Source organism: Kitasatospora sp. NPDC001225 (genome assembly GCF_053597855.1).
The window spans coordinates 66,587-87,219 of sequence record NZ_JBSFJC010000004.1; the positions used below are offsets into that span (position 1 = coordinate 66,587).

Below are 20,633 nucleotides of genomic sequence, written 5' to 3' on the forward strand. Positions count from 1 at the left end.
GGGCCGAGGAAATGACTGTGCAGCAGAGCGCGGAGTCCGGCGAGAGCGGCGGAGCCGCGGAGCGCGAAGGGGCCGGGGACGGCCGGGCGGGGGCGGAGGCGGGTACGGGCACCGCGGTGGCGGAGGGGGCGGACGCGGTGAACGCGGGCGCCGACGCTCCCGGGAAGGCCGACGAGGAGGCCGAGCGCCCCCGGAAGAAGCGCCCGTTCTGGCAGGAGCTGCCGATCCTGCTGGTGATCGCGCTGCTGCTCTCGCTCGGCATCAAGACCTTCTTCGTGCAGGCCTTCTCCATCCCCTCCGGCTCGATGGAGCAGACCCTCGCGATCGGCGACCGGGTGCTGGTCGACAAGTTCACCCCGTGGTTCGGCGCCAAGCCCGAGCGCGGCGAGGTGGTGGTGTTCCGCGATCCGGGCGGCTGGCTGGAGGGCACGCCGGCGAGCTCCGGCGACTCCGTCATGGGCAGTGTCCAGAAGGTGCTCAGCACCGTCGGCCTGATGCCCTCGGCGGACGAGAAGGACCTGATCAAGCGGGTGATCGCGGTCGGCGGGGACACCGTCGACTGCGAGGCGGGCGCGCCGCTGAGGGTGAACGGCGTCGCGCTGGACGAGCCGTACCTGTTCCCCGGTGCGACGCCCTGCGACAACGACCCGGTGGGCACCGTCACCGTGCCCAAGGGCAAGCTCTGGGTGATGGGCGACCACCGCAACAACTCGCGGGACTCCCGCTGGCACCACAACGAGACCGGCGACGGCTTCGTGCCGGTGGACAACGTGGTCGGCCGGGCCTTCGTGGTCGCCTGGCCGCTGTCCGACTGGTCCACCCTGCCGGTCCCGGACACCTTCGACAAGGTGCCGGCCGGGGCGGCGGGCGCGGCCGGCGCGCCGTTCGAGGCGCCGCCGGCGCCGGAGGCCGCCGCGCTGGCCGGGATCGTGCCGCTGGCCCTGTGGCAGCGGCGGCGGTCGGCGCGCAGGTCGTCGGCGCGCACGCCGTCGGTGCAGGAGCCCTCGATGCGGAAGGACCGCTGAGGCCGGCTCGCCCCGGCACCCCGACCCGGCCGGTCCTCCGGCCGGGTCGATCGTCTTCGACGGAACTCCTCCCGCTGACCTCTACACGCCTGTAGAGTTCAGGAGGTGAGCTGCACCCCGGCCGTCGGCCGCCCCCGAGCGGGGCGTCCGGCGGCCGGGTCCGGGTCGGGAGACGGAGCCGTGATGGAGAGTCAGTGCAGTCCCGTGGGCGCCGGAGGTCCGGTGGGAACGGAACCGGCGGACCGGGACGTCCAGTGGGTCTACCAGCCGGTCGAGGTGGACCTCGGGGGCGGCGCTTGGGCGCTCGGCCGGATCAGCGGGTGGTGGCAGGACGCGGCCGGGCAGCGCTGGTGCCGGCTGCGGATCGGCCGCAGCGGGCAGCCCGCGCGCTGGCAGCCGTTCGATCCGGCACGGGTGCTGCTGCTGCCGGCCACCGGGCTCTGAGCGGGGACGGTCGAACGTTGTTGGCGGAACCGTTCGATGGGCCCTATCGTCCCTGGGAGCGACCGCTGACAGGCCATTGAGCGACCGGGGACGACGTGAGTTCGGAGATCTACTTCAGCAGCAACTACCGCGACATGTGCGAGCAGCACGGCACCGGCGCGGGCTTCCAGTTCGAGTTCTACTGCTACCGCTGCTCGGACACCTGGCGTTCGACGTTCGAACCGTTCCGGACCGGCCAGATGGCCGGCTGGATAGGCAAGGGCGTCAGTGCGGCCTGGAACCTGATCGGCGGCAACGCCAACACCATCAGCAACGCCGCCGACGGGCTGGCCGGGCAGACCTGGGGCACCTCGCGGGACGCCGCGTTCCAGCGGGCCATCACCAACGCCCAGTCCCACTTCAACCGTTGCGCCCGGTGCACCCAATACACCTGCGGGCGCTGCTTCGACCCGGCCCAGGGCCTGTGCCACAACTGCGCCCCGGACACCGCGGCCGAGGCGGTGGCGGCGCAGCACCGCGGTCTCAACGACGCGGTCACCGAGCGCGCGTTCAAGGCCGGGCAGCAGTCCGGGGCCGGGTACGACGTCAGCACGCCGCGGCAGCTGGTCTGCCCGCAGTGCCACACCGAGACCCACGGCACGCCGTTCTGCCCGGGCTGCGGCTTCCGGCTGGCGCAGCCCGTCCAGTGCACGGGCTGCCGCCAGGACGTCCCGGACGGCGCCGCGTTCTGTCCGTCCTGCGGGACGAGGCGCTGACACCCCTCGGACGTACGACGGCGGGGCGCTCCCGGGGCGATGATCCGGGGGCGCCCCGCCGTCGTACGGGGGGACCGCTGTGCGAGGAGGCCGGGCTCAGCCGTACGAGAGGTTGGCGCAGGGGTCGTCGTCGGCCGAGCGGGCGGCGCCGCTGATGCTGGTGGGCAGCGGGGCCGGTGCGGTGGCGGCGCCGCCGGGGGCCGGCGTGGCGGGGCCCGCCGGGTTGGCGGCGGCGAAGTCGTGGCCGAGGACGACGCTGACGCCCCGGCCGCCGGGCTGCACGGTCGCGCCGGGGAAGAGCTTGGCGACCGACTCGGCGGCGGTGCGCTCGCCGGTGCCGTACTCGACGACGGTGGTGCTGCGCGGCTTGCCGACCGCGTTGCCGACGCCGGTGACGGTGTAGCCGGCGCCCTTGACGGTCTCCGCGGCCCGGCCGCCGAGCCCGGTCTCGCCGGTGCTGTTGAGCACGGAGACCTTCACCTCGGCGGCCTTGGCGTCCGGGGCGGCCGTCGGGGCCGGAGCGGCCGCGGGGGTGGTGGCGGGATCCGCGGCGGGGGAGGCGGAGCCGGCTTCGGCCGGGGCGCTCGCGTCCTGGCCGTCGATGGTGCGGTCGGCCTTGAGCGCGGCCCAGAGCTGGTCCACGTCCGGGTGGACCAGGGCGACCCGCGGGCCCTCGTAACGCCAGGGCACGGTCAGGAACTTGATGTCGTGCAGGTCCACGTCCTTGAGTTCCATGGCGAAGGAGAGCAGCTTGGCGGCGGAGCCGAGGCCGGGGTCGACGGTCAGCGACTTCGTGGCCGCGTCGGCGAGCGGCAGCAGCGTGGTCGGGTCCATGCCGTGGGACTTCACCTCCTTGATGAGGGAGGAGAGGAAGGCCTGCTGGCGCTTGGTGCGGCCGATGTCGGAGCCGTCGCCGATGCCGTGCCGCACCCGGACGTAGTCCAGCGCGCTCTGGCCCTCGACCTTCTGCTTGCCCTTGGCGAAGAGCAGCTTCCCCTTGCGGCCGAGGTTGGGGTTGAGGTCCCCCTCGTGGATGTCGTTCGGCAGGCAGACCTCGACGCCGCCGACCGCCTTGGTCATCGACGCGAAGCCGTTGAAGTCCACCACGATGGTGTGGTCGACGCGCAGGTTGGTGAGCTTCTCGACGGCGTTCTGGGTGCAGGCCGGGTTGCCCTGGTCGCTGTCGCCGACCGAGAAGGCGCTGTTGAACATCACATTGGTCTGTTCCTTGGTCCACTTGCCGTTGGGGAGCTTGCACGGCGGGATGGTGACCAGGGAGTCGCGGGGGATGGAGATGCCGACGGCGTGCTTGTGGTCGGCGTAGACGTGCAGCAGGATCGCGGTGTCCGAGCGGGCGCCGCCGTCCCCGCCGCCGCCCAGGTCGCTGTTGCCGTTGCCGCGGCTGTCCGAGCCGATCATCAGCACGTTGACCGGGGTGCGGCCCTGGGAGTCCGGGGCCGCGGCCTCCGGGCGGTCCTTGCTGAGGGCATCGCCGTCGAAGGTGCTGATGTTGCTGTTGAGCCGGTAGTAGAGGGCGGCGCCGCCGAGGACGGCGAGGGCGGTGCAGCCGGCGGTCGCCCAGAGCACCTTCTCCTTGGTGCCGCGCTTGGGCTTCTTCTTCGCCCGGCCCGCCGCACGGCCCTCCGCCGGGCCCTCCGCTATGTCCGAGCTGTCCGGGTTCTGACCGGTTCCGGTCCGGTCGGCCCTCCGGCCGGTGCTCCGGCGCCCGCCCGCCCGGTGCGGCGAATTCTCGGCTCCGGGGGAACCCTTGCGGCCAGACACGTCGTCATCCTCCACAGTTGCCACGCGCCCCCCGTCGAAGCGGCGGGTTCGCGTGGCCGGGGGCCGGAGCCGATCCGGGCAGGGCCCGTCGCTAAACTTTTACACCGCTGTAGAACTTCAGTGGAGCATACTAGGCGCGGATGGGAAAACCAGCTGGTCAGACCATGAGAAATTGGTCAGATCGGCGGGGTCCGCGCTGCTCCGGAACCGCTTTGAGGAGCACGATGACTAATCGGATCATACGTTCGATGGCTGGCGCCCTAGTGGCCCTGCTGGCCGCCACCGGCCTCACCGCCGTGGCATCGGGCGCGGCGGCGGTGGCCGCACCCCGAACCGTCGCGGCCGCCGCCGCGAACCCGGGGGCGGCCGTGGGGGCCTCCGCCGCGGACGCCGGTACGGAGGTCCGTACCGGGGCGAGCGCCGCCTCCGGTGCCTCCGTCACCACGGTCGCCTCCGGTGCCTCCACCGCCGAGGCCGCGAACCTCGCCAAGGAGGAGAAGAAGAAGTCGGGCTTCTTCGCCAAGCTGGGCAAGTTCCTGCTGGTCGTGGTGATCCTGATCATCCTGTTCGTGGTGCTGCTGATCGTCGGGATCGTCTACGCGGCCAAGCGGATCTTCAGCCGCCGCAAGTAGCCGCAAGTAGCCGCAAGTAGCCGCGAGGCGTCGGGAGCCTCTCGCCGCCGCCGGGAGCCACCCGTCGTAGAGGGGAACCACCCGCCGCCGCGACCCGGGCGTCGCCACCGCCTCCGGGCGGTGGGCCGGAACGACCGCCCGGGCAGGCCACTCGACGGCGATTGGCCATGGCCCGGGCGCCGGGACCGCCCGAGGATGAACGCCATGAGCGACCACCACTCCCACGAGACCCCCGACGAGCTGCGCCCCGAGAGCCGGGTCGTCCACCCGCCGCTCACCGAGGTCACCGGCAGCCGTCCGCTGGGCGTCCCGTTGCACCAGAGCCACCTGTTCGCCTTCGACACCGGCGACGCGCTCGCCGGAGCCCACGGGGGACCGGACGGCGCCTTCTTCTACAACCGCTTCGGCAACCCCACCGTCCGCTCGCTGGAGCAGGCCGTCGCCGGACTCGAGGGCGGCACCGGAGCCCTCGCCACCGCCTCCGGCATGGGGGCGATCAACACCGCGCTGCTCGCCCTGCTGCGTGCCGGCGACCACGTGATCGCCCAGCGCAGCCTGTACGGCGGCACCGTCGGCGCGCTGACCGACCTCACCGAGCGCTGGGGCGTCGAGGTCGGCTACGTGAACGGCGACGACCCGGCCGGAGTGGCGGCCGCACTGCGCCCCACCACCCGGGTGCTGTTCCTGGAGACCGTCTCCAACCCCACCACCCGGGTCACCGACCTGCCCGGGCTGATCGCCGTCGCCAAGCGGGCCGGGGTGGTGAGCGTGGTGGACAACACCTTCGCGACCCCGCTGCTGTGCCGCCCGATCGAGCACGGCGCGGACATCGTGATCCACTCCGTGACCAAGTACCTCGGCGGACACTCGGACGTCCTCGGCGGGATCGCCGTCTTCGCCGACCCGGCGCTGCACCACCGGGTCTGGCGGCGCTCGCTCGAACTCGGCGCCTCCGCCGACCCGTTCGCCGCCTGGCTGACCCTGCGGGGGATGCAGACCCTCGCCCTGCGGGTCCGCCGCCAGTGCGAGACCGCGCTCGGCCTGGCCGGCCGGCTCGCCGCCCACCCCGCGGTCACCGCCGTCCACTACCCGGGCCTGCCCACTCACCCCGACCACGACCTCGCCCGCCGCCTGCTGCCCGACGGCCACGGCGGAGTCCTGGCCTTCGACCTGGCCGGCGGCCGGGAAGCGGCCGCGACGTTCACCGAGTCCGTCCGGCTCGCCTCACTGGCCCCGTCGCTGGGCGACGTGCACACCCTGGTGCTGCACCCAGCCAGCACCTCCCACCGGCAGCTGTCGGACGAGGAGTTGGCGGCGGCGGGCATCGGCCCGGGGACGGTGCGGGTGTCGGTGGGCATCGAGCACCCCGAGGACATCTGGGCGGACGTCCGGCGGGCGCTGGCGAAGGTGTGAGCGGAGGCGCGGGGGCGGGGGGAGGTGCGGGCGGAGTGCAAGGGGAGGTGCGGGCCGAGGGGCCGTCAGGGCCGGGCGGCTGTCGCGGTGAGGACCGGCGCGCGGCGGCCCGTCAGCGCTGGCGGGGGCGCGCCACCAGCAGGGCGATGTCGTCCTCGGCGGCGGCCGGGGGCGGGGCGAGGGAGTGGAGGACGGCGTCGAGCAGCTCGTCGAGGTTTCCGGTGGCGGGCAGGCGCAGGGCCGCGAGCCGCTCCAGGGAGGCGTCGATGTCCTCGTCCCGGCGCTCGACCAGGCCGTCGGTGTAGAGCAGCAGGGTCTGGCCCGGCAGGAGCGGGTGGGCGGTCTGCTCGTAGCCGCCAAGGCCGGTGCCGAGCGGCGGCCCGGTGGGGACGCGCAGCAGCTCGGTCGGACGGCCGGGGGCGATCAGGGCGGGCGGCAGGTGGCCCGCGCTGGAGAGCGTCCAGCGGCCCCGGCCCGGGTCGGCGAGGGCCAGCAGGCAGGTCGCCGGGCGGGCGGAGTCGTCGGCGGAGATGACGTTGTCGAGCTGGCGCAGGATCCGGTGCGGGGGCAGGTCCATCCCGGCGAGGTCGCGCAGCGCGGAGCGGTAGTGGCTCATGTCGACGGCGGCCTCGACGCCGTGCCCCATGACGTCGCCCATCGCCAGCAGGGTGCGCCCGAACGGCAGGCGGACCGTCTCGAACCAGTCGCCGCCGACCACCGAGGAGCTCCCGGACGGAAGGTACCGGGAGGCGAGGGAGAGGTTCTGGTGGGGGTTGCCGGGCTCGCTCAGCAGCGCCCGCTGGAGCTCCAGGGCGATGCCCTGGGACCGGGCGAAGCTGCGGGCGTTGTCGAGGGCGGTGGCGGCGCGGGCGGCGAGATCGCCGAGCAGGGCGGCCTCGTCGGGGGTGAAGGCCGGGCCGGCGGCGGTGCGGCCGAGGGTGAGCAGCCCGATCAGGCGGCCCCGGGCGGCCAGCGGGAGGACCAGCAGCGAGGTGGTCCCGGCCGGGCAGGAGTCCTCGGGCCCGGGCTCGGTGAGCACGGCGACGCCGCCCGCCAGGCTGCGCGCGGCGGCCGAGCCCTCCCGGTGGCGGATCGATTCGCCGGGCCGGGGCAGCTCGGCGAGGGCGTCGGCCAGCGCGGGTACGGCCCGGGCGCCGACGCGGTGCAGCCGCTGGGACGCGCCGTGGCCGACCCGGGCCGGCTCGACCGCGGGCGGCAGCACGTCCACGGTGGCGAGATCGGCGAGCCGGGGGACGGCGAAGGCGGCGAGCTCGGTGCCGGTGGTGCCGACGTCGAGGGTGGTGCCGATCCGTTCGGTGGCGGCGTCCAGCAGGGCGAGCCGGGCCCGGGCCCGCTCCAGCTCGCGCAGTTGCTCGCGGGCCGGGTCGGGGTCGTCCAGCACGACGACGATCACGCCGGTGGTCCGCCCGGAGTGCCGCAGGGCCCGGTAGCGCACCCGCAGGCCGGGCGGTACGGGGGCGCCCGCGCCGTCCGGCCCGCCGGTGGCGTGCTCGCGGGCGAGCCCGTCGGCGAGGACCCGGCGCAGGATGCCGAGGGCCCCGGCGAAGGCGGTGGTCCCGGCGGCGCGGCCGAGCAGGTCGGCGCGGCGCAGCCCGGTGGCGGTGGTGAAGGCCGCGTTCAGGTACTGCCAGCGCAGCCGCTCGTCGAGCAGCGCGACGCCGACCGGGGCGGCGGCGAGGACCTCGCGGAGCCGCTCCGGATCGTCGCCCGGGCCCTCGCCGCCGGCGCTGCCACCGCCGGCGCTGTCACCACTGGTGAAGGCGCCGAGCCGTGCGGCGAGGGCCGCCGCGGTCGCCGCCAGGGACCGGGAGTCCGGTGACGCGGGCCGCGGCCCCTCTGCTCGGTTGCCGTGCCGGAAGTGCATACGCCCATGATCACGCGCCCGGGCGCGGCACGCCCACAAGTGGGTGAAACGTTGACCGGTCGGAGACGGTGCTGTAACGGGGTGCGGCCGGCTCCGCACGGAGCCGGCGGCGAGGCCGCGGGGGAGTGGGGAGGCGGTGGGGAGGCGTGGGTGGGACCGGGGGATACGGCAGGCGAACACCGGATGATCACCGGTCATACTTGGGCGGCGGCGCCCGCCCCGGACGCCGCGGCCCGGGCCGGGCCCACCCGGCCGTACCGGCCCGGACGTACGGACTCGGCCGCACCGGCCCGGACGTACGACCCGGCCGTACCGACCCGCGCCCGAAGATCCAGACCGGAGGAACCCGATGAGCCCCCACCAGCCGACCAGTCGCCCGGCGGCCGGGGCCCCCGGGGTGCCGTGGAACCGGCAGCGGCTGCGCAGCAACAACGAGTGGCTGCTGCTGGAGCTGCTGCGCACCGGCGGCGGCTCCACGCGCGCCCAGCTGGCCCGGGACACCGGTCTGTCCAAGCCGACCGTCTCGGCCGCGCTGGCCGAGCTGGAGCGGGCCGGACTGGTCCGGGAGGCCGGGCGGCTGGCCCCCGAGCGCGGCCGCACCGCCGTGCTGTACGAGGTCGACCCGACGGCCGGGCACGTGCTCGGCGTGGACATCGGCCGGGCCCGGCTGCGGGTGGCGGTGGCGGACCTGGCCGGGACGGTGGTCGCCCGCCGGGACGTGGCCAACCGGGGCCGCTCGGCGAACGCCGTCGCCGACGCCGTGGTCGCCGCCGCGCACGAGGCGATCGCCGAGGCGGACCTGGCGGCCGGGAACATCGTGCACGCCGTGATCGGCACCCCGGGGGTGTGGGACGAGCAGCGGCGCGGGGTGCGCTACGCCAACAGCCTGCCGGGCTGGGACAGGCCGGGACTGTTCGACCGGATAGGCGAGGGCCTGGGGACGGCCGTCTCGGTGGCCAACGACGCCAACCTGGCGGCGCTCGGCGAGTACACCCTGGGCGCCGGGCGGGGCAGCCGGATGTTCGCCTACCTGCTGGTCGGCACCGGGCTCGGGCTGGGCGTGGTGAAGGACGGCGAGCTGCTGCTCGGCGCGCACGGCGGGCTGGGCGAGATCGGCCTGGTGCCGCTGTCCGGGAGGCCCGGCGAGCCGCCCGCGACCATCGAGCAGGACGCCGCCGCGGACGCCGTGGTGCGCGCCGCCCGGGACTTCGGGCTGGACGGCGAGTCCGCGGCGCGGCAGCTGACGGCGAAGCAGGTCTTCGAGCGGGCCCGGGCCGGGGAGCCCGCGGCGGTCCGGGCGGTGGAGCGGGAGGCCGAGCGGCTCGCCTACGCGGTGGCCGTGCTCTCGGCCGTCCTGGACCCGGACCTGGTGGTGCTGGGCGGCGGGATCGGCAGCAGCGCGGACCTGCTCCTGGAGCCGCTGGAGCGGGCCCTGCACGGGCTCGCCCCGATGCGGCCGACGCTCGCGCCGAGCCTCCTGGGGGAGGAGGCGGTGCTCCTCGGCGCGGTCGCCACGGCGTTGGAGACCGCCCGCCCCGCGGTGTTCGAGCGCCGGACGGCGGGGCTGCGGTGATTGCGGGGCCGCGCTGACGGCCGGTCTGGTCGGACGGTCGACGGGGCGGGAGCGGTCGGCGGGAGGCCGGTCGGCGGACGCGATGCGGGCGGGGGTCGGGCGGGGTGGCGACGGTCGGTGACCGGAAGGTCTCGATCTGCCAACGAGTGGGGATTCGGTGGACAGTACGTGTGCGATTCCTGCTTCAATCGCACGACTCATCCAAACGGAACGGAGCGTTCTCCTCCCATGCCTTCACGGATACCCGGTCGCCGTCGGGCCGGCCTGGCCGGATTCGCCGGACTCGTGCTCACCGTCGGCCTGGCGCTGACGGGTTGCGACCCGTCGGCGGCCGACGGCGGTGCCACGGCCTCGGCCACGCCGACCGCCGCCGCCACCACCCCCGCGGCGACCACCCCGCCGGCGACGCCCGCCGCGGCGGTCCCGCCGGCGGCCCCGGCCAGCACCCCGCCGGCCCAGCCGGCGCCCGCGGCACCGGTGGCCACGCCCCCGCCCGCGGCCCCTCCGGGCCAGCCCAGCGCCCCCGCGCAGCCGCCCGCCACCAAGGAGCCGCAGCCGAAGGTGACCACGGCCCAGCCGCCGAAGGACCCGGAGCCCCCCGCGGCGGCGGCCGGTGCCGCCGGTTGCGAGATCCGCTCGAACGCGGGCAACTGCTACGAGGCTGGGCAGTTCTGCCGCAACGCGGACCTGGGCAAGAGCACCCACGAGGCCGGCGGCCGGGTGATCTACTGCCGGATGGTCAGCGGAAAGCCGCACTGGCAGGCCTGAGGCCTCCCGGCGCCGGGGCGGACCGGACGGTTCGCCCTCAGGCGTCGATGACGCCCAGGGTGTCCCAGAACAGGTGCTCGTAGGCCTGGAGCAGCAGCCCGTACTCGTGTGCGGTGGCCAGGGTCGGCTCGTCCAGCCGGTCCGGGCCCAGGGCATCGGCGGCCTGCTGCTCCAGCTCGGGCGCGGGCTGGGCGAAGAAGTCGAAGAACGCGCAGGACTCGTCGGAGAAGCCGTACTGGCGGCGCAGCGCCTGCGCGATCGTGGCGCAGTAGCCGCCCCAGGCCGCGAAGTTGGCGACGAGCGCGGCGGCCGCGGCGGCGGGCTCGCCGTTCAGGGCGAGCCAGGCGAGGTAGTGCGGGTAGGCCTGGCACCCGGGCAGCGGCGGGCGGGCCTCCAGCGTGCCGTGGTCGAGTCCGACGGCGGCACCGAGCGCGGGCAGGGTACGCAGCGCGGCGCTCTCGCCCTCGGCCAGGGTGGCGAACCAGGCGCTGACCGGCCGGTCCGCGGTGCGGCCGGCGAGCAGCAGCAGGCTGCGGCGGTCGGAGCGGATGATCCGGTGCTGCTGGGCGGCGAGTTCGGCCAGTGCCGAGCGCGGCGCGGTGCCGTCGGCGAGCGCGGTGACCAGCGCGGGGGCGGTGTCGCCGGGTGCCAATTCGGCCCGCAGGTGCTGGATCTGGTCGAGGATCGGGTGGTTCACCGGTGCCTCCGAGGTGCGGTTCGGTCCGGTGCCATTCCTACCGCCTGGCGGTGCCGGTGCGGCGGCGACAGGCCGGGGCCCGAGGCGGGGACCAGCTCCCGGCCGGGGCGGCGCCGGGCCGGGAGCTGGTGGCGTGGGGAGACGGGGGTGCCCCCCGTGCGTCAGGAGTCGGCGCAGGCCTTCCCGATCTCGCCGGCAGCGTCGGTGATCGGTTTGAAGTCGGGCTGCTTGCCCTTGGAGACCCGGTCGATGGCGTCGTTGACGGCCTTGGAGAGCCGGTCGGCGGCCGCGTCGATCTTGTCCCCGTTACCCTCGCGGATCTTCTTGGTGTCGTCGGCGACCTTCCGCAAGGCCTCGACGGTGTGGTTGCGGCGGCTCTCGTCGGTGATCTGCCCGACGTTGATCGCCGAATCCGCGAGGTCCTGGACGTCGCCGGTGAGGCTGATCGCCCGCTTTCCACAGTCCAGGGCCTGGTCGGCGTCGCACGCGGTGAACAACGGGGCCGCGAGCAGCAGTGCGAGCGTGGTGGCGGCCAGACGGTACGGCTTCCTTGTCATGTCTCTATCCCTCCCGCCCCTATCAACGCCGGTCCGCCGTGCGGAGGTTCCGGAAGACTGCGTGAACCGTTGGGAAAGTCTTTGCTTCCAGCGGAATGTGATGTTCCGTCAGTTTTGTGCGGGAAGGATCCGGGCGTTCACCCCGCGGTGCCGTCCGCGGGGTGAACGCCCGGGCAGGCGCTACCGGTTGGCGGATTCGGTCAGGTCGTGCACCAGGCGGGCGATGGTCGGCACGGCCACCGCGTGCGCGTCGGCCGCCCGCAGCACGGCGCCGCCGATGGCGTCCAACTCGGTCGGCCGTCCGGCCTCCACGTCGCGCTGCATCGAGGACCTCATCGTCCCGGGGATGCGGTCGAAGGAGGCGAGCAGCGTCTGCGCGTCCGCCGGCGCGCCGACGGCCCGGGTGACGGCGGTGATCTCGTCCAGCACGGCGAGGAGTTCGCCCCGGTGCTCGGTGCGTACGGTGCCGATCCCGCTCGCGTGGCGGGTGGTCAGCAGGGCGAACGGGGCGAGGAAGGAGAGCTTGCTCCACAGCATCGCCGTCTCGTCCTCGCGCAGTGCGACGTCCAGACCGGTGTGCCGCAGCCGCTCGGCGAACTCGGCCACGGGGGAGTCGGGTTCGGCGTTCGCACCCAGCTCGATGGCGGCGAACGGGCTGGTGTGCTCGATCCGCCCGGGCGCCGTCCGGGCGGCCTCGACCCGGATCGTGCCGGCCACCACCCGTGCGGCCGGGTAGCGCTCGCGCAGCACGGCCATGTGGTCCAGACCGTTGAGCAGCGGCACCACGATCCCGGTGCCGAGCACCTCCGCGGGCAACCGGTCCAGCGCGGAGGCCAGCGCCGTCTCCTTGACCGTCACGAAGACGGCGTCGACCGGCTCGCGCAGCTCGGTCGCGGCCTCCACCCGGGCGGTGAACTCGCCGAACTCGGCGCTGCGGACCCGCAGTCCGTCCCGCGCGATCGCGGCCGCGGTCGCCTCGCCGGCCAGGCAGACGACCCGGTGGCCGTCGCGGGCGAGCAGCCCGCCGATCAGTCCGCCGACGCCTCCGGGGCCGAGGACGGCGACGGTCAGGGGGGTGGTGGTCATGGTGACTCCTGTGGGTGGGTGGCGTGGTGAGGGACGGGGAAGCGGGGGCCGGGTGCGGTTACGGTGAGCGGCGGGATGCGCTTGCCCGGCTGGAAGAGCAGGCCGTCGCCCGGGAGCAGCCACGGACGAAGGTGCCGCGCACCCCGCCGGGCGGCAGTCCGCCGTGCGGGGTCGGCAGCCCGCACACCTCCGCCTCGGTGGGGCCGAAGCGCGGCTCGGGCAGCAGGTCGATGGTCACCGGATCATGATTCCCCGTCGGGCGGGCCCGGCGGGAGGCGGGGGCGTAAAAGGGGAGGGCGTGCCCGGCTCCGGCGGGCTTAGGGTGCGCCGGTGGAGGCTGTGCGGCGAGGGGGGAGTCGGCGGATGACGGCGGACGGGCGGCTGGTGGCGGCGGTACGGGCGCGGGATGTCGACGCCGTGTGGGAGGTACTCGCCGCGGGCGCGGATCCGAACGCCTGCGATGCGGACGGGCCGCCCCTGCTGTGGGTGGCCGTGAACGGGTTCGACCACGAGGTCGCCGGTGTCCTGGTCGACCACGGTGCCGATCCGGACCGTCCGCTGCCCGACGGGACGACCCCGCTGCTGCGCGCGGTGGACCTCGGTTCGTCGGCGCTGGTCGGGGCGGTGCTGGGGAAGGACCCGGCGCTGCGGTTGCCCGCCGACGCCCGTGAGCACCTGCTCGCCCTGGCCAGGGCCTGGTACGAGACGGGGACGGAGGAGGAACTGCGGCGACGGACCGGGGCCGTGGGGCCGGCGGAGCGGGTGTGGGTGACCGAGCAGTACGCGGACGTCGAGCAGGTCTCCCTCGGCGGGCTGACCGTGCGCGCCGGGCACGGGGCCGTGCTGACCGGGCTGGAGTGGAGGTTCCGCGTCCTCACCCCGGTCGACGAGTTGGTGGCCAGGGCCGTCCGGCACCGGGAGCCGGGGCACGTCGGGCAGCAGGCCGTCCGGTTCGTGCTCGGGGAACGCCGAAGCCGGGAGACCTGGTCGGCCCTGACGGCCCACCACCGGCACCCCGACCCCGCGCACCGCCGCTTCCTCGCGGCCTTCCTGTGCGACACCCCGCTCCTGGGGATGGGGCACGCGGTCGAGTACGAGGCGGAGGAGACGGAGCTGCTCGTCGCCTGGGCGTCGGCCGAGCCGGACGGCGGGGTGCTCGCCGAGGTCCTCCGAGCCCTGGGCGGTCGTGAGTGCCCGGAGGAGGAGGCCGTCGGGGTGCGGCGCGCCGCCGCGTCCGTCCTGGCCCCGTCCGCCGACCGGACGCCCGAGGTCGCCGACGCCCTGGCGGCACTGCTGGACGTGGACGACCGGCCGGTGCGCCTGGAGGCGGCCTACGGCCTCGCCCTCCGGGCCTGGGAGGCCCGCAACCCGCCCGAGGGGACGTAGCACCACCTGCGGGGTTCGGTTTTCCGAACCCCGGATTCGGGTGCCAGCACAATCGATCTCCCGGCCCCGGACGCCCACGATGGAGGGCATGAACGGGATGACGACAGCCGCCGCCACGGCGGCGCACGACGGGGTGACGGACGCGGCCCTGAGCGCGGTGGGGCTGCACCGGCGGTACGGGCGGGGCACGGCGGCCGTACAGGCGCTGCGCGGGGTCTCGGTGGCCTTCGCGCCGGGGACGTTCACGGCGGTGATGGGGCCGTCGGGCTCCGGCAAGACCACCCTGCTGCACTGCCTGGCCGGGATGGACCGTCCGACCGGGGGCACCGTGCGGTGGGGCCGCACGGAGGTGTCCGGGCTGCCCGAGCGGCGGCTGGCGGAGCTGCGCCGCACCCGGGTGGGGTTCGTGTTCCAGGCCTTCAACCTGATGCCGGCGATGACGGTCGGGCAGAACGTCGAGCTGCCCGGCCGGCTCGCCGGGCGGCCGCCGGAGCGGGCCGCGGTGCGGGAGGCGTTGGCCCGGGTCGGACTGGCAGGGCGGGAGCGGCACCGGCCCGGGCAGCTGTCGGGCGGTCAGCAGCAGCGGGTGGCGATAGCCAGGGCGCTGGTCTCCCGGCCGGAGGTGCTGTTCGCCGACGAGCCGACCGGCGCGCTGGACCGGGCCACCGGGCAGGAGGTCCTCGGCCTGCTGCGCGCGGGCGTCGACACCGACGGCCGGACCTGCGTGATGGTCACCCACGACCCGGTCGCCGCCGGGTACGCGGACCGGGTGCTGCTGCTGGCCGACGGCCTGCTGGTGGACGAGCTGACCGCGCCGACGGCCGCGCAGGTCGCCGAGCGGCTGAGCCGGTTGGGCGGGTGAGCACGATGAGCAGTCCCGTACTGAGCCTCTCGGCGGGGCAGATCCGCCGCCGCCCGGCCTCCTTCGCCGGGCTGGGGACGGCGCTGTTCCTGGCAGTGGCGGCGGTGACGCTGTTCGGGTCGCTGGTCGCCGCCCAGGTCACGGCGCCGGCCGCGGTGGCGCGCACGGCGGTGTCCGGGCCCGGCCTGGTGCTGATCGCCGGGGCCTTCGGCGAGATCGCCGTCCTGGTCGCGCTGTTCGTCGTGGTCAACGCCCTCGGCTTCACCCTGCGCCAGCAGCACCGCGACCTGGCGCTGCTGCGCACCGTCGCGGCGACACCCCGTCAGGTCCGGCGGGTGGTGCGCGCGCAGGTGGTGGCGACCACCCTGCTGGTGTCAGCGCCGGGCGGCCTGGTGGGCTTCCTCGCCGCCCGGGCCTTCCTCGCCGCACTCCAGCGGCGCGGCATGGCCGCACCCGGGCTGCGCATACCCGGGGTGCCGGTGCCGGCGCTGATCGGGTTCGCGGTGGCGCTGCTGGTGGGCCTGGCGGCCAGCGCCGTGGCGGCCCGCCGGATCACCCGGCCCGCCCCGGCCGCCGCACTGACCGAGGGCGCGGGCGGGCCACGGCGGACGCCCGTGCCGCGGGTGCTCGCCGGGCTGGCGGTGCTCGCGGGTGGTGGGCTGCTGCTGCGACTGGCGGCGAGCCGGCCGGCCGGAGAGCTGGACAAGGCGGGGCAGGCCGCGCTGCTCGGATCGCTGGTGCTGCTGGTCGCGGTCGGACTGCTGGGGCCGGTGGCGGCGCGGGTCCTGGCGGCGGTGCTCGGCGCCCCGGCGCGGGTGCTCGCGCCCCGGGCGGGCTGGCTGGCGGACGCCAACCTGCGCGGCTACGCGGCCCGGCTCTCCTCGGCGGTGGTGCCGGTCGCGCTGCTCGTCGGGCTCTCCGGCACCCTGCTGGTCCTGACCGGCACCGCCGAGCACGTCGTTCGAGCGACGGGCGCCGCGACCAGCGTCACCAAGCAGAGCGACATCTGGCTGCGCGAGGCGGAGCTCGGGATGCTGGTCTGCTTCGCGGCGGTCTCCACGGTCAACACCCTGGTGGCGCTGACCGCCGACCGGCGCCGCGAGTTCGCGCTGCTGCGCCTGGTCGGGGCGACGCGGCGGCAGCTGCTGCGGATGCTCGGCGTGGAGGCGGTCCTGACCACGGCGATCGGTGTGCTGCTGGGTGCGGCGGTGGCGGCCGCGGCCTCGGGGGCGTTCAGCCTGGCGGTGACGGGCTCGGTGGTGCCGGTGGTGCCGGGCGCGGCGTGCGCCTGGGTGGTGCTGGGGGCGGTGGTGCTCACGGTGCCGGGGATCGTGGGCACGGGGCTGTGGGCGGTCGGCGGTTCGGCGGTGGAGACGACGGGCGGGGAACGGGGGTGAGGCGGAGGAGGCGGAGGCCGGCGTCCACAGCGGGTGGGCGCGGGGTCGGTGCCATGGCTGTCCGAGGGGTCGTGCGGACGGAAGGGCAGGTGGATGCGGTGGTCCGGGCGGGTCCTGGTGGATGCTGGGGGCCGGTCGGCGGCTGAATGCCGGTCGGTGAGTGCTGGTCAGTGATTGTCGGTGGGTGTCGGTGGGCGAGTGGTGAGGTGGACGGTGGCTGAGCGGCGGCGGTACCGGTCGGTGCGCGGTGGTGAACTGGCCTTCGCGGTGCTCGGGTTGCCGCTCGGGGTGCTCGGCGGGGTGTACGCCGTCGCCGTCCTCTACGCGGGGGCCTTGCTCTCGCTCACCGTGCTGGGCCTGCCGTTCGTGGCGGCCGCGCTGCTCGGGGCGAGGAGGCTCGGCGGGTTGCACCGGTGGCTGGTCGCGCGGCTGCTCGGGGAGGAGGTGCCCGCACCGCGGCCGCTGCCGCGTCCGGCCGGAGTGTTCGCGCGGGGCCGGGTGGTGCTGACCGATCCGGTGGCCTGGCGGACGCTGCTCTACCTCTTCCTCCGGCTGCCGCTGGGCGTGCTCGGCTTCCTGGCCGTGGTCGGGCTCCCGCTCGGAAGCGTCTGGCTGGTGGGCTTCCCGCTCTGGGTGCGGATGATGGAGCCGGGCCCGAGGTCGATCGGCCTGCTGGACCTGGGCGCGATCCCGATCGGCCTCGCGGTGCTGGTCGCCATACCAGCGGCGGTGCAGGCGCTCGGAGGGGCGAACCGCACGCTGGCCCGTACCCTGCTCGGGCCGGTGCGCTCGGACCAGCGGGTGCGTCAGCTGGAGAAGGCCCGGTCCATCCTGCTGGCCGAGGGCACCGACCGACTGCGGCGCCTGGAACGCGACCTGCACGACGGCACCCAGGCGCAGCTGGTCGCGCTCGCCATCACGCTGTCGCTGGCCGACGACGTGCTGGGGGCGGGCGCGCCGCCGGTGGGCCTTCCGCCGGTGGGCCTTCCGGCCGAGGGTGGCTCGGACGGGCTCGACCTCGGGCGGCTGCGGACCCTGGTGGACCGGGCCCGTGGGCAGGCCGAGGACACCATCACCGGTCTGCGCCGGCTGACCAGGGGCATCCACCCCGTGGCGCTGGAGGGCGGGTTGGCCGAGGCGCTGCCGGGGCTGACCGCCACCTCGCCGGTGCCGGTCGACGTCCGGCTGGACCTTCGGGAGCGTCCGGAGGAGGTGATCGAGCGGGCCGTCTACTTCTGTGCGGCCGAACTGCTGACCAACGTGGCCAAGCACAGTGGCGCGCGGTCGGCGGAGCTGAGCGTGAGCGCCGCCGAGGGGAGGGTCCGGCTGACCGTGCGCGACGACGGACACGGCGGCGCCGTGATCGGTGCGGGTACCGGGCTCACCGGCCTGGCCGAGCGGCTCGCGGTGCTGGACGGGACGCTGCGGGTGGACAGCCCGCCCGGCGGGCCGACGGCGGTCAGCGCCGAACTGCCCGGCCGGCTCTGACCGGTGGCCACGGCCCGGGCGGTCGGGGTTGCCGTCCCGGGAGGTGCTACCTCAGGAGGCGCCGCTCTCCGCGAGGTAGGCGAGCACGGCCTTGACCCGCCGGTTGTCGGCCTCGGTCGCGGGCAGGTCGAACTTGCCGAACACGGCGGCCACGTGCTTCTCCACCGCCCGCTCCGAGACCACCAGCAGCGTGGCGATCGAACGGTTGGAGTGCCCCTGCGCCATCAGCTCCAGCACCTCCCGCTCGCGCGGGGTGAGCGTGTCCACCCGGCTGCGCCGCCCGCCGTGCAGCAGACCGTTGACGATCTCCGGGTCGAGGGCCGTGCCGCCTGCGGCGACCCGGTGCAGCGCATCGACGAACTCGGAGGTGCGGGCCACCTGCTCCTTGAGGAGGTAGCCGATGCCGGAGGCGCCGTCGGCCAGCAGCCGGGCCGCCCAGGCGGTCTCGACGTGCTGGGAGAAGACCAGGATGCCGACCTCCGGCAGGGTGGCCCGGATCTCCACGGCTGCTCGGATGCCCTCGTCGGTGTGGGTGGGCGGCATCCGGATGTCCACCACGGCCACGTCGGGCCGGTGCCCGGTGACGGCGGCGATCAGCTCGGACGCCGTCCCGGCGGTGGCGACCACCGCGCACCCCCGGGTGGTGAGGAGTTCGACCATGCCGTCCCGGAGGATCACCGAGTCCTCGGCGAGGACGACGCGGAGCTGCTTGTCGATCATGCCGTCATTATCCGGGCCCGCCGCCGGGCCGGGGCACGGGTGGTGGAGGGCCCGGTCCGCCCTCAGGAAATCTTCAGTTCAGACTGGACAGTCCAGACTGATGAAATTACCGTGGAACCGTGACCGAGAAGCGAACCGCCCGTACCGCCCCGGCCGACCCCGCCGGGCCCGCCGGGTCCACCGAAACCGTGGTTCCCGACAGCGCGGCGCTGGCCGCCCGTGAACTGCGCGCCGTCTTCAGCCGGCTGCGCCGCACCCTCCGGGAGGCGAGCGGCACCAGCGACCTGACGCCCTCCCAGACCGCCGTGCTCAGCCGGCTGATCAACGACGGTCCGGCCTCCGCCAGCGCGCTGGCCGCCGCCGAGCGGGTCCGTCCGCAGTCGATGGCCGCCACCCTCGCCGCCCTGGAACAGCACGGACTGGTCGGGCGCCGCCCCGACCCCGAGGACGGCCGCCGTCAGGTGGTCAGCCTCACCGAGGTCGGCCTGGCCCGGGTCGCGGACAGCCGCCAGGCCCGTGAGGAGTGGCTGACCCGGGCCATGGCGGAGCACTACACCGAGGCCGAGCGTGCCACCGTGCTGGAGGCGCTGGCCCTGATAGACCGGCTGAACCGGTGATGACCGGCCCGGCCGCCCTACTCGCCCGGCTCCGGCCGCGCCTTCGGCAGCCCGCTCCGGACGACGGGTTCAACCGCCGGCTGATCGCGCCGATGGTGCTCGGCTCGGTGCTCAACCCGATCAACTCGTCGATGATCGCGGTGGCCCTGGTGCCCGTCGGCGCCGCCTTCGGCGCGCCGCCCGCCGAGACCGCCTGGCTGGTCACCGGGCTCTACCTGGCCACCGCCATCGGCCAGCCGGTGATCGGGCGGCTGGTGGACACCCACGGCCCGCGCCGGCTCTACCTCGCCGGGACGGCCCTGGTCGGCCTCGCCGGACTGCTCGGTGCGCTCGCCCCGTCGCTCGGACTGCTGATCGCCGCTCGGGTGCTGCTCGGACTGGGGACCTCCGCGGCCTACCCCGCCGCGATGCACCTGACCCGCAGCGAGGCCGAGCGGACCGGGCGGTCCAGCCCCACCGGGGTGCTGACGGTACTGGCCGTCGCCAACCAGACCGTCGCGGTGGTCGGCCCCACCCTCGGCGGTCTGCTGATCGGCGCGGGCGGCTGGCGGACGGTCTTCGCCGTCAACGTCCCGCTGTCACTGGCCTGCCTGGCGCTCGGTGCGGCGCGGCTGCCCGTCACCGCCCGCCGCCCGGACCCTGCCGACGGCGGGGAGCGCCCCGGGCGTCCGGAACGCCTCGACCACCTCGGGATCGCGCTGTTCGCGGTCCTCCTGCTCGCCCTGATGCTGTTCCTGATGAAGCCGGGCCCTGCTCGCTGGTACCTGCCGGCGCTCGCCCTCCTGGCAGCCGTCGCCTTCGCCCTCCGCGAGCGGCGGGCCCGCGCCCCCTTCATCGACCTGCGGGCGCTCGGCGGCAACCGCCCGCTGATCGCCACCTACCTGCGCCAGGTGCTCGGCTACACCGCCATCTACGCCTTCCTCTACGGCTACACCCAGTGGCTGGAGGAGGGGCGCGGCCTGTCCGCCGCCACCGCCGGACTCGTGCTGCTGCCGCTCTCGCTGACCGCGCTCGCGGCCGCCGGGGCCAGCGGCCGCAGTCCGGGCGTCCGCGGCAAACTGCTGGTCGGCTCCGCCTGCCAGATCGCGGCCTGCGCCGCCCTGCTGCTGGTCCACGCGAACAGCCCGGGCGCCCTGCTGATCGGAGTCGGCGTGCTGGCGGGTGTCTCACAGGGGCTGATCGGGCTCGGCACCCAGACCGCCCTCTACCACCAGGCGGACCCCGCCGCCATCGCCTCGGCGGCCGGGCTGCTGCGCACCTTCATGTACCTCGGCGCCATGGCGGCCTCCGCCGCGAACGCCGCCTTCTTCCCGCACGGCGCCACCACGGCCGGCCTGCACCACCTCGCGCTGTTCATGCTCGGCGGCGCGGCCCTGCTCTTCCTCCTCACCGTGCCCGACCGTTCGCTGGGGCGGCTGGGAATACCTCCGCGGCAGCAGAAGTGACGGCCGATCCGTTCGCCTGGACGTACTGACCGCGACGGCGGGTGACGGGGTTCAGTGAGGGCATTTCCGGCTCGCTGCGGACTGCGACACCCGCACCGGCA

At 75.2% G+C, this 20,633-nt stretch carries 20 protein-coding genes; 13 read left to right on the forward strand and 7 right to left on the reverse strand.

Going from position 1 to position 20,633, the window contains the following annotated elements:
- Window positions 1–11: 11 nt before the first annotated feature.
- The 3 genes from lepB to ACWDCZ_RS02215 all read left to right on the forward strand — a co-directional run bounded on the left by lepB (window position 12) and on the right by ACWDCZ_RS02215 (window position 2,224).
- Window positions 12–1,025: a signal peptidase I gene (gene lepB, locus ACWDCZ_RS02205; RefSeq protein ID WP_082345913.1), complete on the forward strand. Its 1,014-nt coding sequence runs from the start codon at window positions 12–14 to the stop codon at window positions 1,023–1,025.
- A gap of 222 nt (window positions 1,026–1,247) precedes the next feature.
- Window positions 1,248–1,469 (forward strand): hypothetical protein, encoded by a 222-nt coding sequence (locus ACWDCZ_RS02210; protein ID WP_375873829.1) that lies wholly within the window; start codon window positions 1,248–1,250, stop codon window positions 1,467–1,469.
- Window positions 1,470–1,564: 95 nt separating this feature from the next.
- Complete coding sequence (locus ACWDCZ_RS02215) at window positions 1,565–2,224, forward strand: double zinc ribbon domain-containing protein (RefSeq protein ID WP_049654596.1); 660 nt, start codon at window positions 1,565–1,567, stop codon at window positions 2,222–2,224.
- Between the two features lie 96 nt (window positions 2,225–2,320).
- Here the strand turns inward: ACWDCZ_RS02215 and ACWDCZ_RS02220 are convergent, their stop codons facing one another.
- Window positions 2,321–4,006, reverse strand: coding sequence for an LCP family protein (locus tag ACWDCZ_RS02220; RefSeq protein ID WP_449815004.1), 1,686 nt, complete (start codon window positions 4,004–4,006; stop codon window positions 2,321–2,323).
- Window positions 4,007–4,254: 248 nt separating this feature from the next.
- On the opposite strand from ACWDCZ_RS02220, the gene ACWDCZ_RS02225 reads away from it, so the two are divergent.
- Both ACWDCZ_RS02225 and ACWDCZ_RS02230 read left to right on the forward strand, forming a co-directional pair.
- Window positions 4,255–4,638 (forward strand): hypothetical protein, encoded by a 384-nt coding sequence (locus tag ACWDCZ_RS02225; protein WP_049659163.1) that lies wholly within the window; start codon window positions 4,255–4,257, stop codon window positions 4,636–4,638.
- 204 nt (window positions 4,639–4,842) lie between these two features.
- Window positions 4,843–6,051: a trans-sulfuration enzyme family protein gene (locus ACWDCZ_RS02230; RefSeq protein ID WP_449815005.1), complete on the forward strand. Its 1,209-nt coding sequence runs from the start codon at window positions 4,843–4,845 to the stop codon at window positions 6,049–6,051.
- Window positions 6,052–6,163: 112 nt separating this feature from the next.
- Here the strand turns inward: ACWDCZ_RS02230 and ACWDCZ_RS02235 are convergent, their stop codons facing one another.
- Window positions 6,164–7,936: a SpoIIE family protein phosphatase gene (locus tag ACWDCZ_RS02235; RefSeq protein WP_449815006.1), complete on the reverse strand. Its 1,773-nt coding sequence runs from the start codon at window positions 7,934–7,936 to the stop codon at window positions 6,164–6,166.
- A gap of 349 nt (window positions 7,937–8,285) precedes the next feature.
- Here ACWDCZ_RS02235 and ACWDCZ_RS02240 point away from each other — a divergent pair, with 349 nt between their 5' ends.
- A complete protein-coding gene (locus ACWDCZ_RS02240; protein WP_449815007.1) occupies window positions 8,286–9,509 on the forward strand; it encodes an ROK family protein in 1,224 nt (407 codons plus the stop codon).
- Window positions 9,510–9,737: 228 nt separating this feature from the next.
- On the forward strand, window positions 9,738–10,277 hold the full coding sequence (locus ACWDCZ_RS02245; protein ID WP_449815008.1) for a hypothetical protein: 540 nt from the start codon (window positions 9,738–9,740) through the stop codon (window positions 10,275–10,277).
- Between the two features lie 37 nt (window positions 10,278–10,314).
- On the opposite strand, the gene ACWDCZ_RS02250 is transcribed toward ACWDCZ_RS02245, so the two are convergent.
- The 4 genes from ACWDCZ_RS02250 to ACWDCZ_RS02265 all read right to left on the reverse strand — a co-directional run bounded on the left by ACWDCZ_RS02250 (window position 10,315) and on the right by ACWDCZ_RS02265 (window position 12,855).
- Window positions 10,315–10,974: a thiaminase II/PqqC family protein gene (locus ACWDCZ_RS02250; RefSeq protein WP_449815009.1), complete on the reverse strand. Its 660-nt coding sequence runs from the start codon at window positions 10,972–10,974 to the stop codon at window positions 10,315–10,317.
- 161 nt (window positions 10,975–11,135) lie between these two features.
- Window positions 11,136–11,531 (reverse strand): hypothetical protein, encoded by a 396-nt coding sequence (locus tag ACWDCZ_RS02255; protein ID WP_049658815.1) that lies wholly within the window; start codon window positions 11,529–11,531, stop codon window positions 11,136–11,138.
- Between the two features lie 180 nt (window positions 11,532–11,711).
- A complete protein-coding gene (locus ACWDCZ_RS02260; protein ID WP_449815010.1) occupies window positions 11,712–12,617 on the reverse strand; it encodes a ketopantoate reductase family protein in 906 nt (301 codons plus the stop codon).
- A 58-nt stretch (window positions 12,618–12,675) separates the two neighbouring features.
- Entirely contained in the window at window positions 12,676–12,855 is a 180-nt protein-coding gene (locus ACWDCZ_RS02265) for a hypothetical protein (protein WP_117493049.1), read from the reverse strand.
- Between the two features lie 125 nt (window positions 12,856–12,980).
- Here ACWDCZ_RS02265 and ACWDCZ_RS02270 point away from each other — a divergent pair, with 125 nt between their 5' ends.
- The 4 genes from ACWDCZ_RS02270 (at window position 12,981) to ACWDCZ_RS02285 (ending at window position 17,750) form a co-directional block, all read left to right on the forward strand.
- The gene (locus tag ACWDCZ_RS02270; RefSeq protein ID WP_449815011.1) at window positions 12,981–14,003 is read left to right on the forward strand and encodes an ankyrin repeat domain-containing protein; all 1,023 of its coding nucleotides are present in this window, start codon (window positions 12,981–12,983) and stop codon (window positions 14,001–14,003) included.
- Between the two features lie 97 nt (window positions 14,004–14,100).
- Complete coding sequence (locus ACWDCZ_RS02275; protein ID WP_449815039.1) at window positions 14,101–14,865, forward strand: ABC transporter ATP-binding protein; 765 nt, start codon at window positions 14,101–14,103, stop codon at window positions 14,863–14,865.
- A gap of 5 nt (window positions 14,866–14,870) precedes the next feature.
- A complete protein-coding gene (locus ACWDCZ_RS02280; RefSeq protein WP_449815012.1) occupies window positions 14,871–16,262 on the forward strand; it encodes an FtsX-like permease family protein in 1,392 nt (463 codons plus the stop codon).
- A gap of 213 nt (window positions 16,263–16,475) precedes the next feature.
- The gene (locus ACWDCZ_RS02285) at window positions 16,476–17,750 is read left to right on the forward strand and encodes a sensor histidine kinase (RefSeq protein ID WP_449815013.1); all 1,275 of its coding nucleotides are present in this window, start codon (window positions 16,476–16,478) and stop codon (window positions 17,748–17,750) included.
- A 51-nt stretch (window positions 17,751–17,801) separates the two neighbouring features.
- Here the strand turns inward: ACWDCZ_RS02285 and ACWDCZ_RS02290 are convergent, their stop codons facing one another.
- Window positions 17,802–18,470, reverse strand: coding sequence for a response regulator (locus ACWDCZ_RS02290; RefSeq protein WP_449815014.1), 669 nt, complete (start codon window positions 18,468–18,470; stop codon window positions 17,802–17,804).
- Window positions 18,471–18,658: 188 nt separating this feature from the next.
- Between ACWDCZ_RS02290 and ACWDCZ_RS02295 the strand changes: the two genes are divergently transcribed.
- Both ACWDCZ_RS02295 and ACWDCZ_RS02300 read left to right on the forward strand, forming a co-directional pair.
- A complete protein-coding gene (locus ACWDCZ_RS02295) occupies window positions 18,659–19,087 on the forward strand; it encodes a MarR family winged helix-turn-helix transcriptional regulator (RefSeq protein ID WP_049654197.1) in 429 nt (142 codons plus the stop codon).
- Window positions 19,087–20,532: an MFS transporter gene (locus tag ACWDCZ_RS02300; RefSeq protein WP_449815015.1), complete on the forward strand. Its 1,446-nt coding sequence runs from the start codon at window positions 19,087–19,089 to the stop codon at window positions 20,530–20,532. The genes ACWDCZ_RS02295 and ACWDCZ_RS02300 overlap by 1 nt, the downstream gene beginning before the upstream one ends.
- Window positions 20,533–20,633 lie beyond the last annotated feature (101 nt).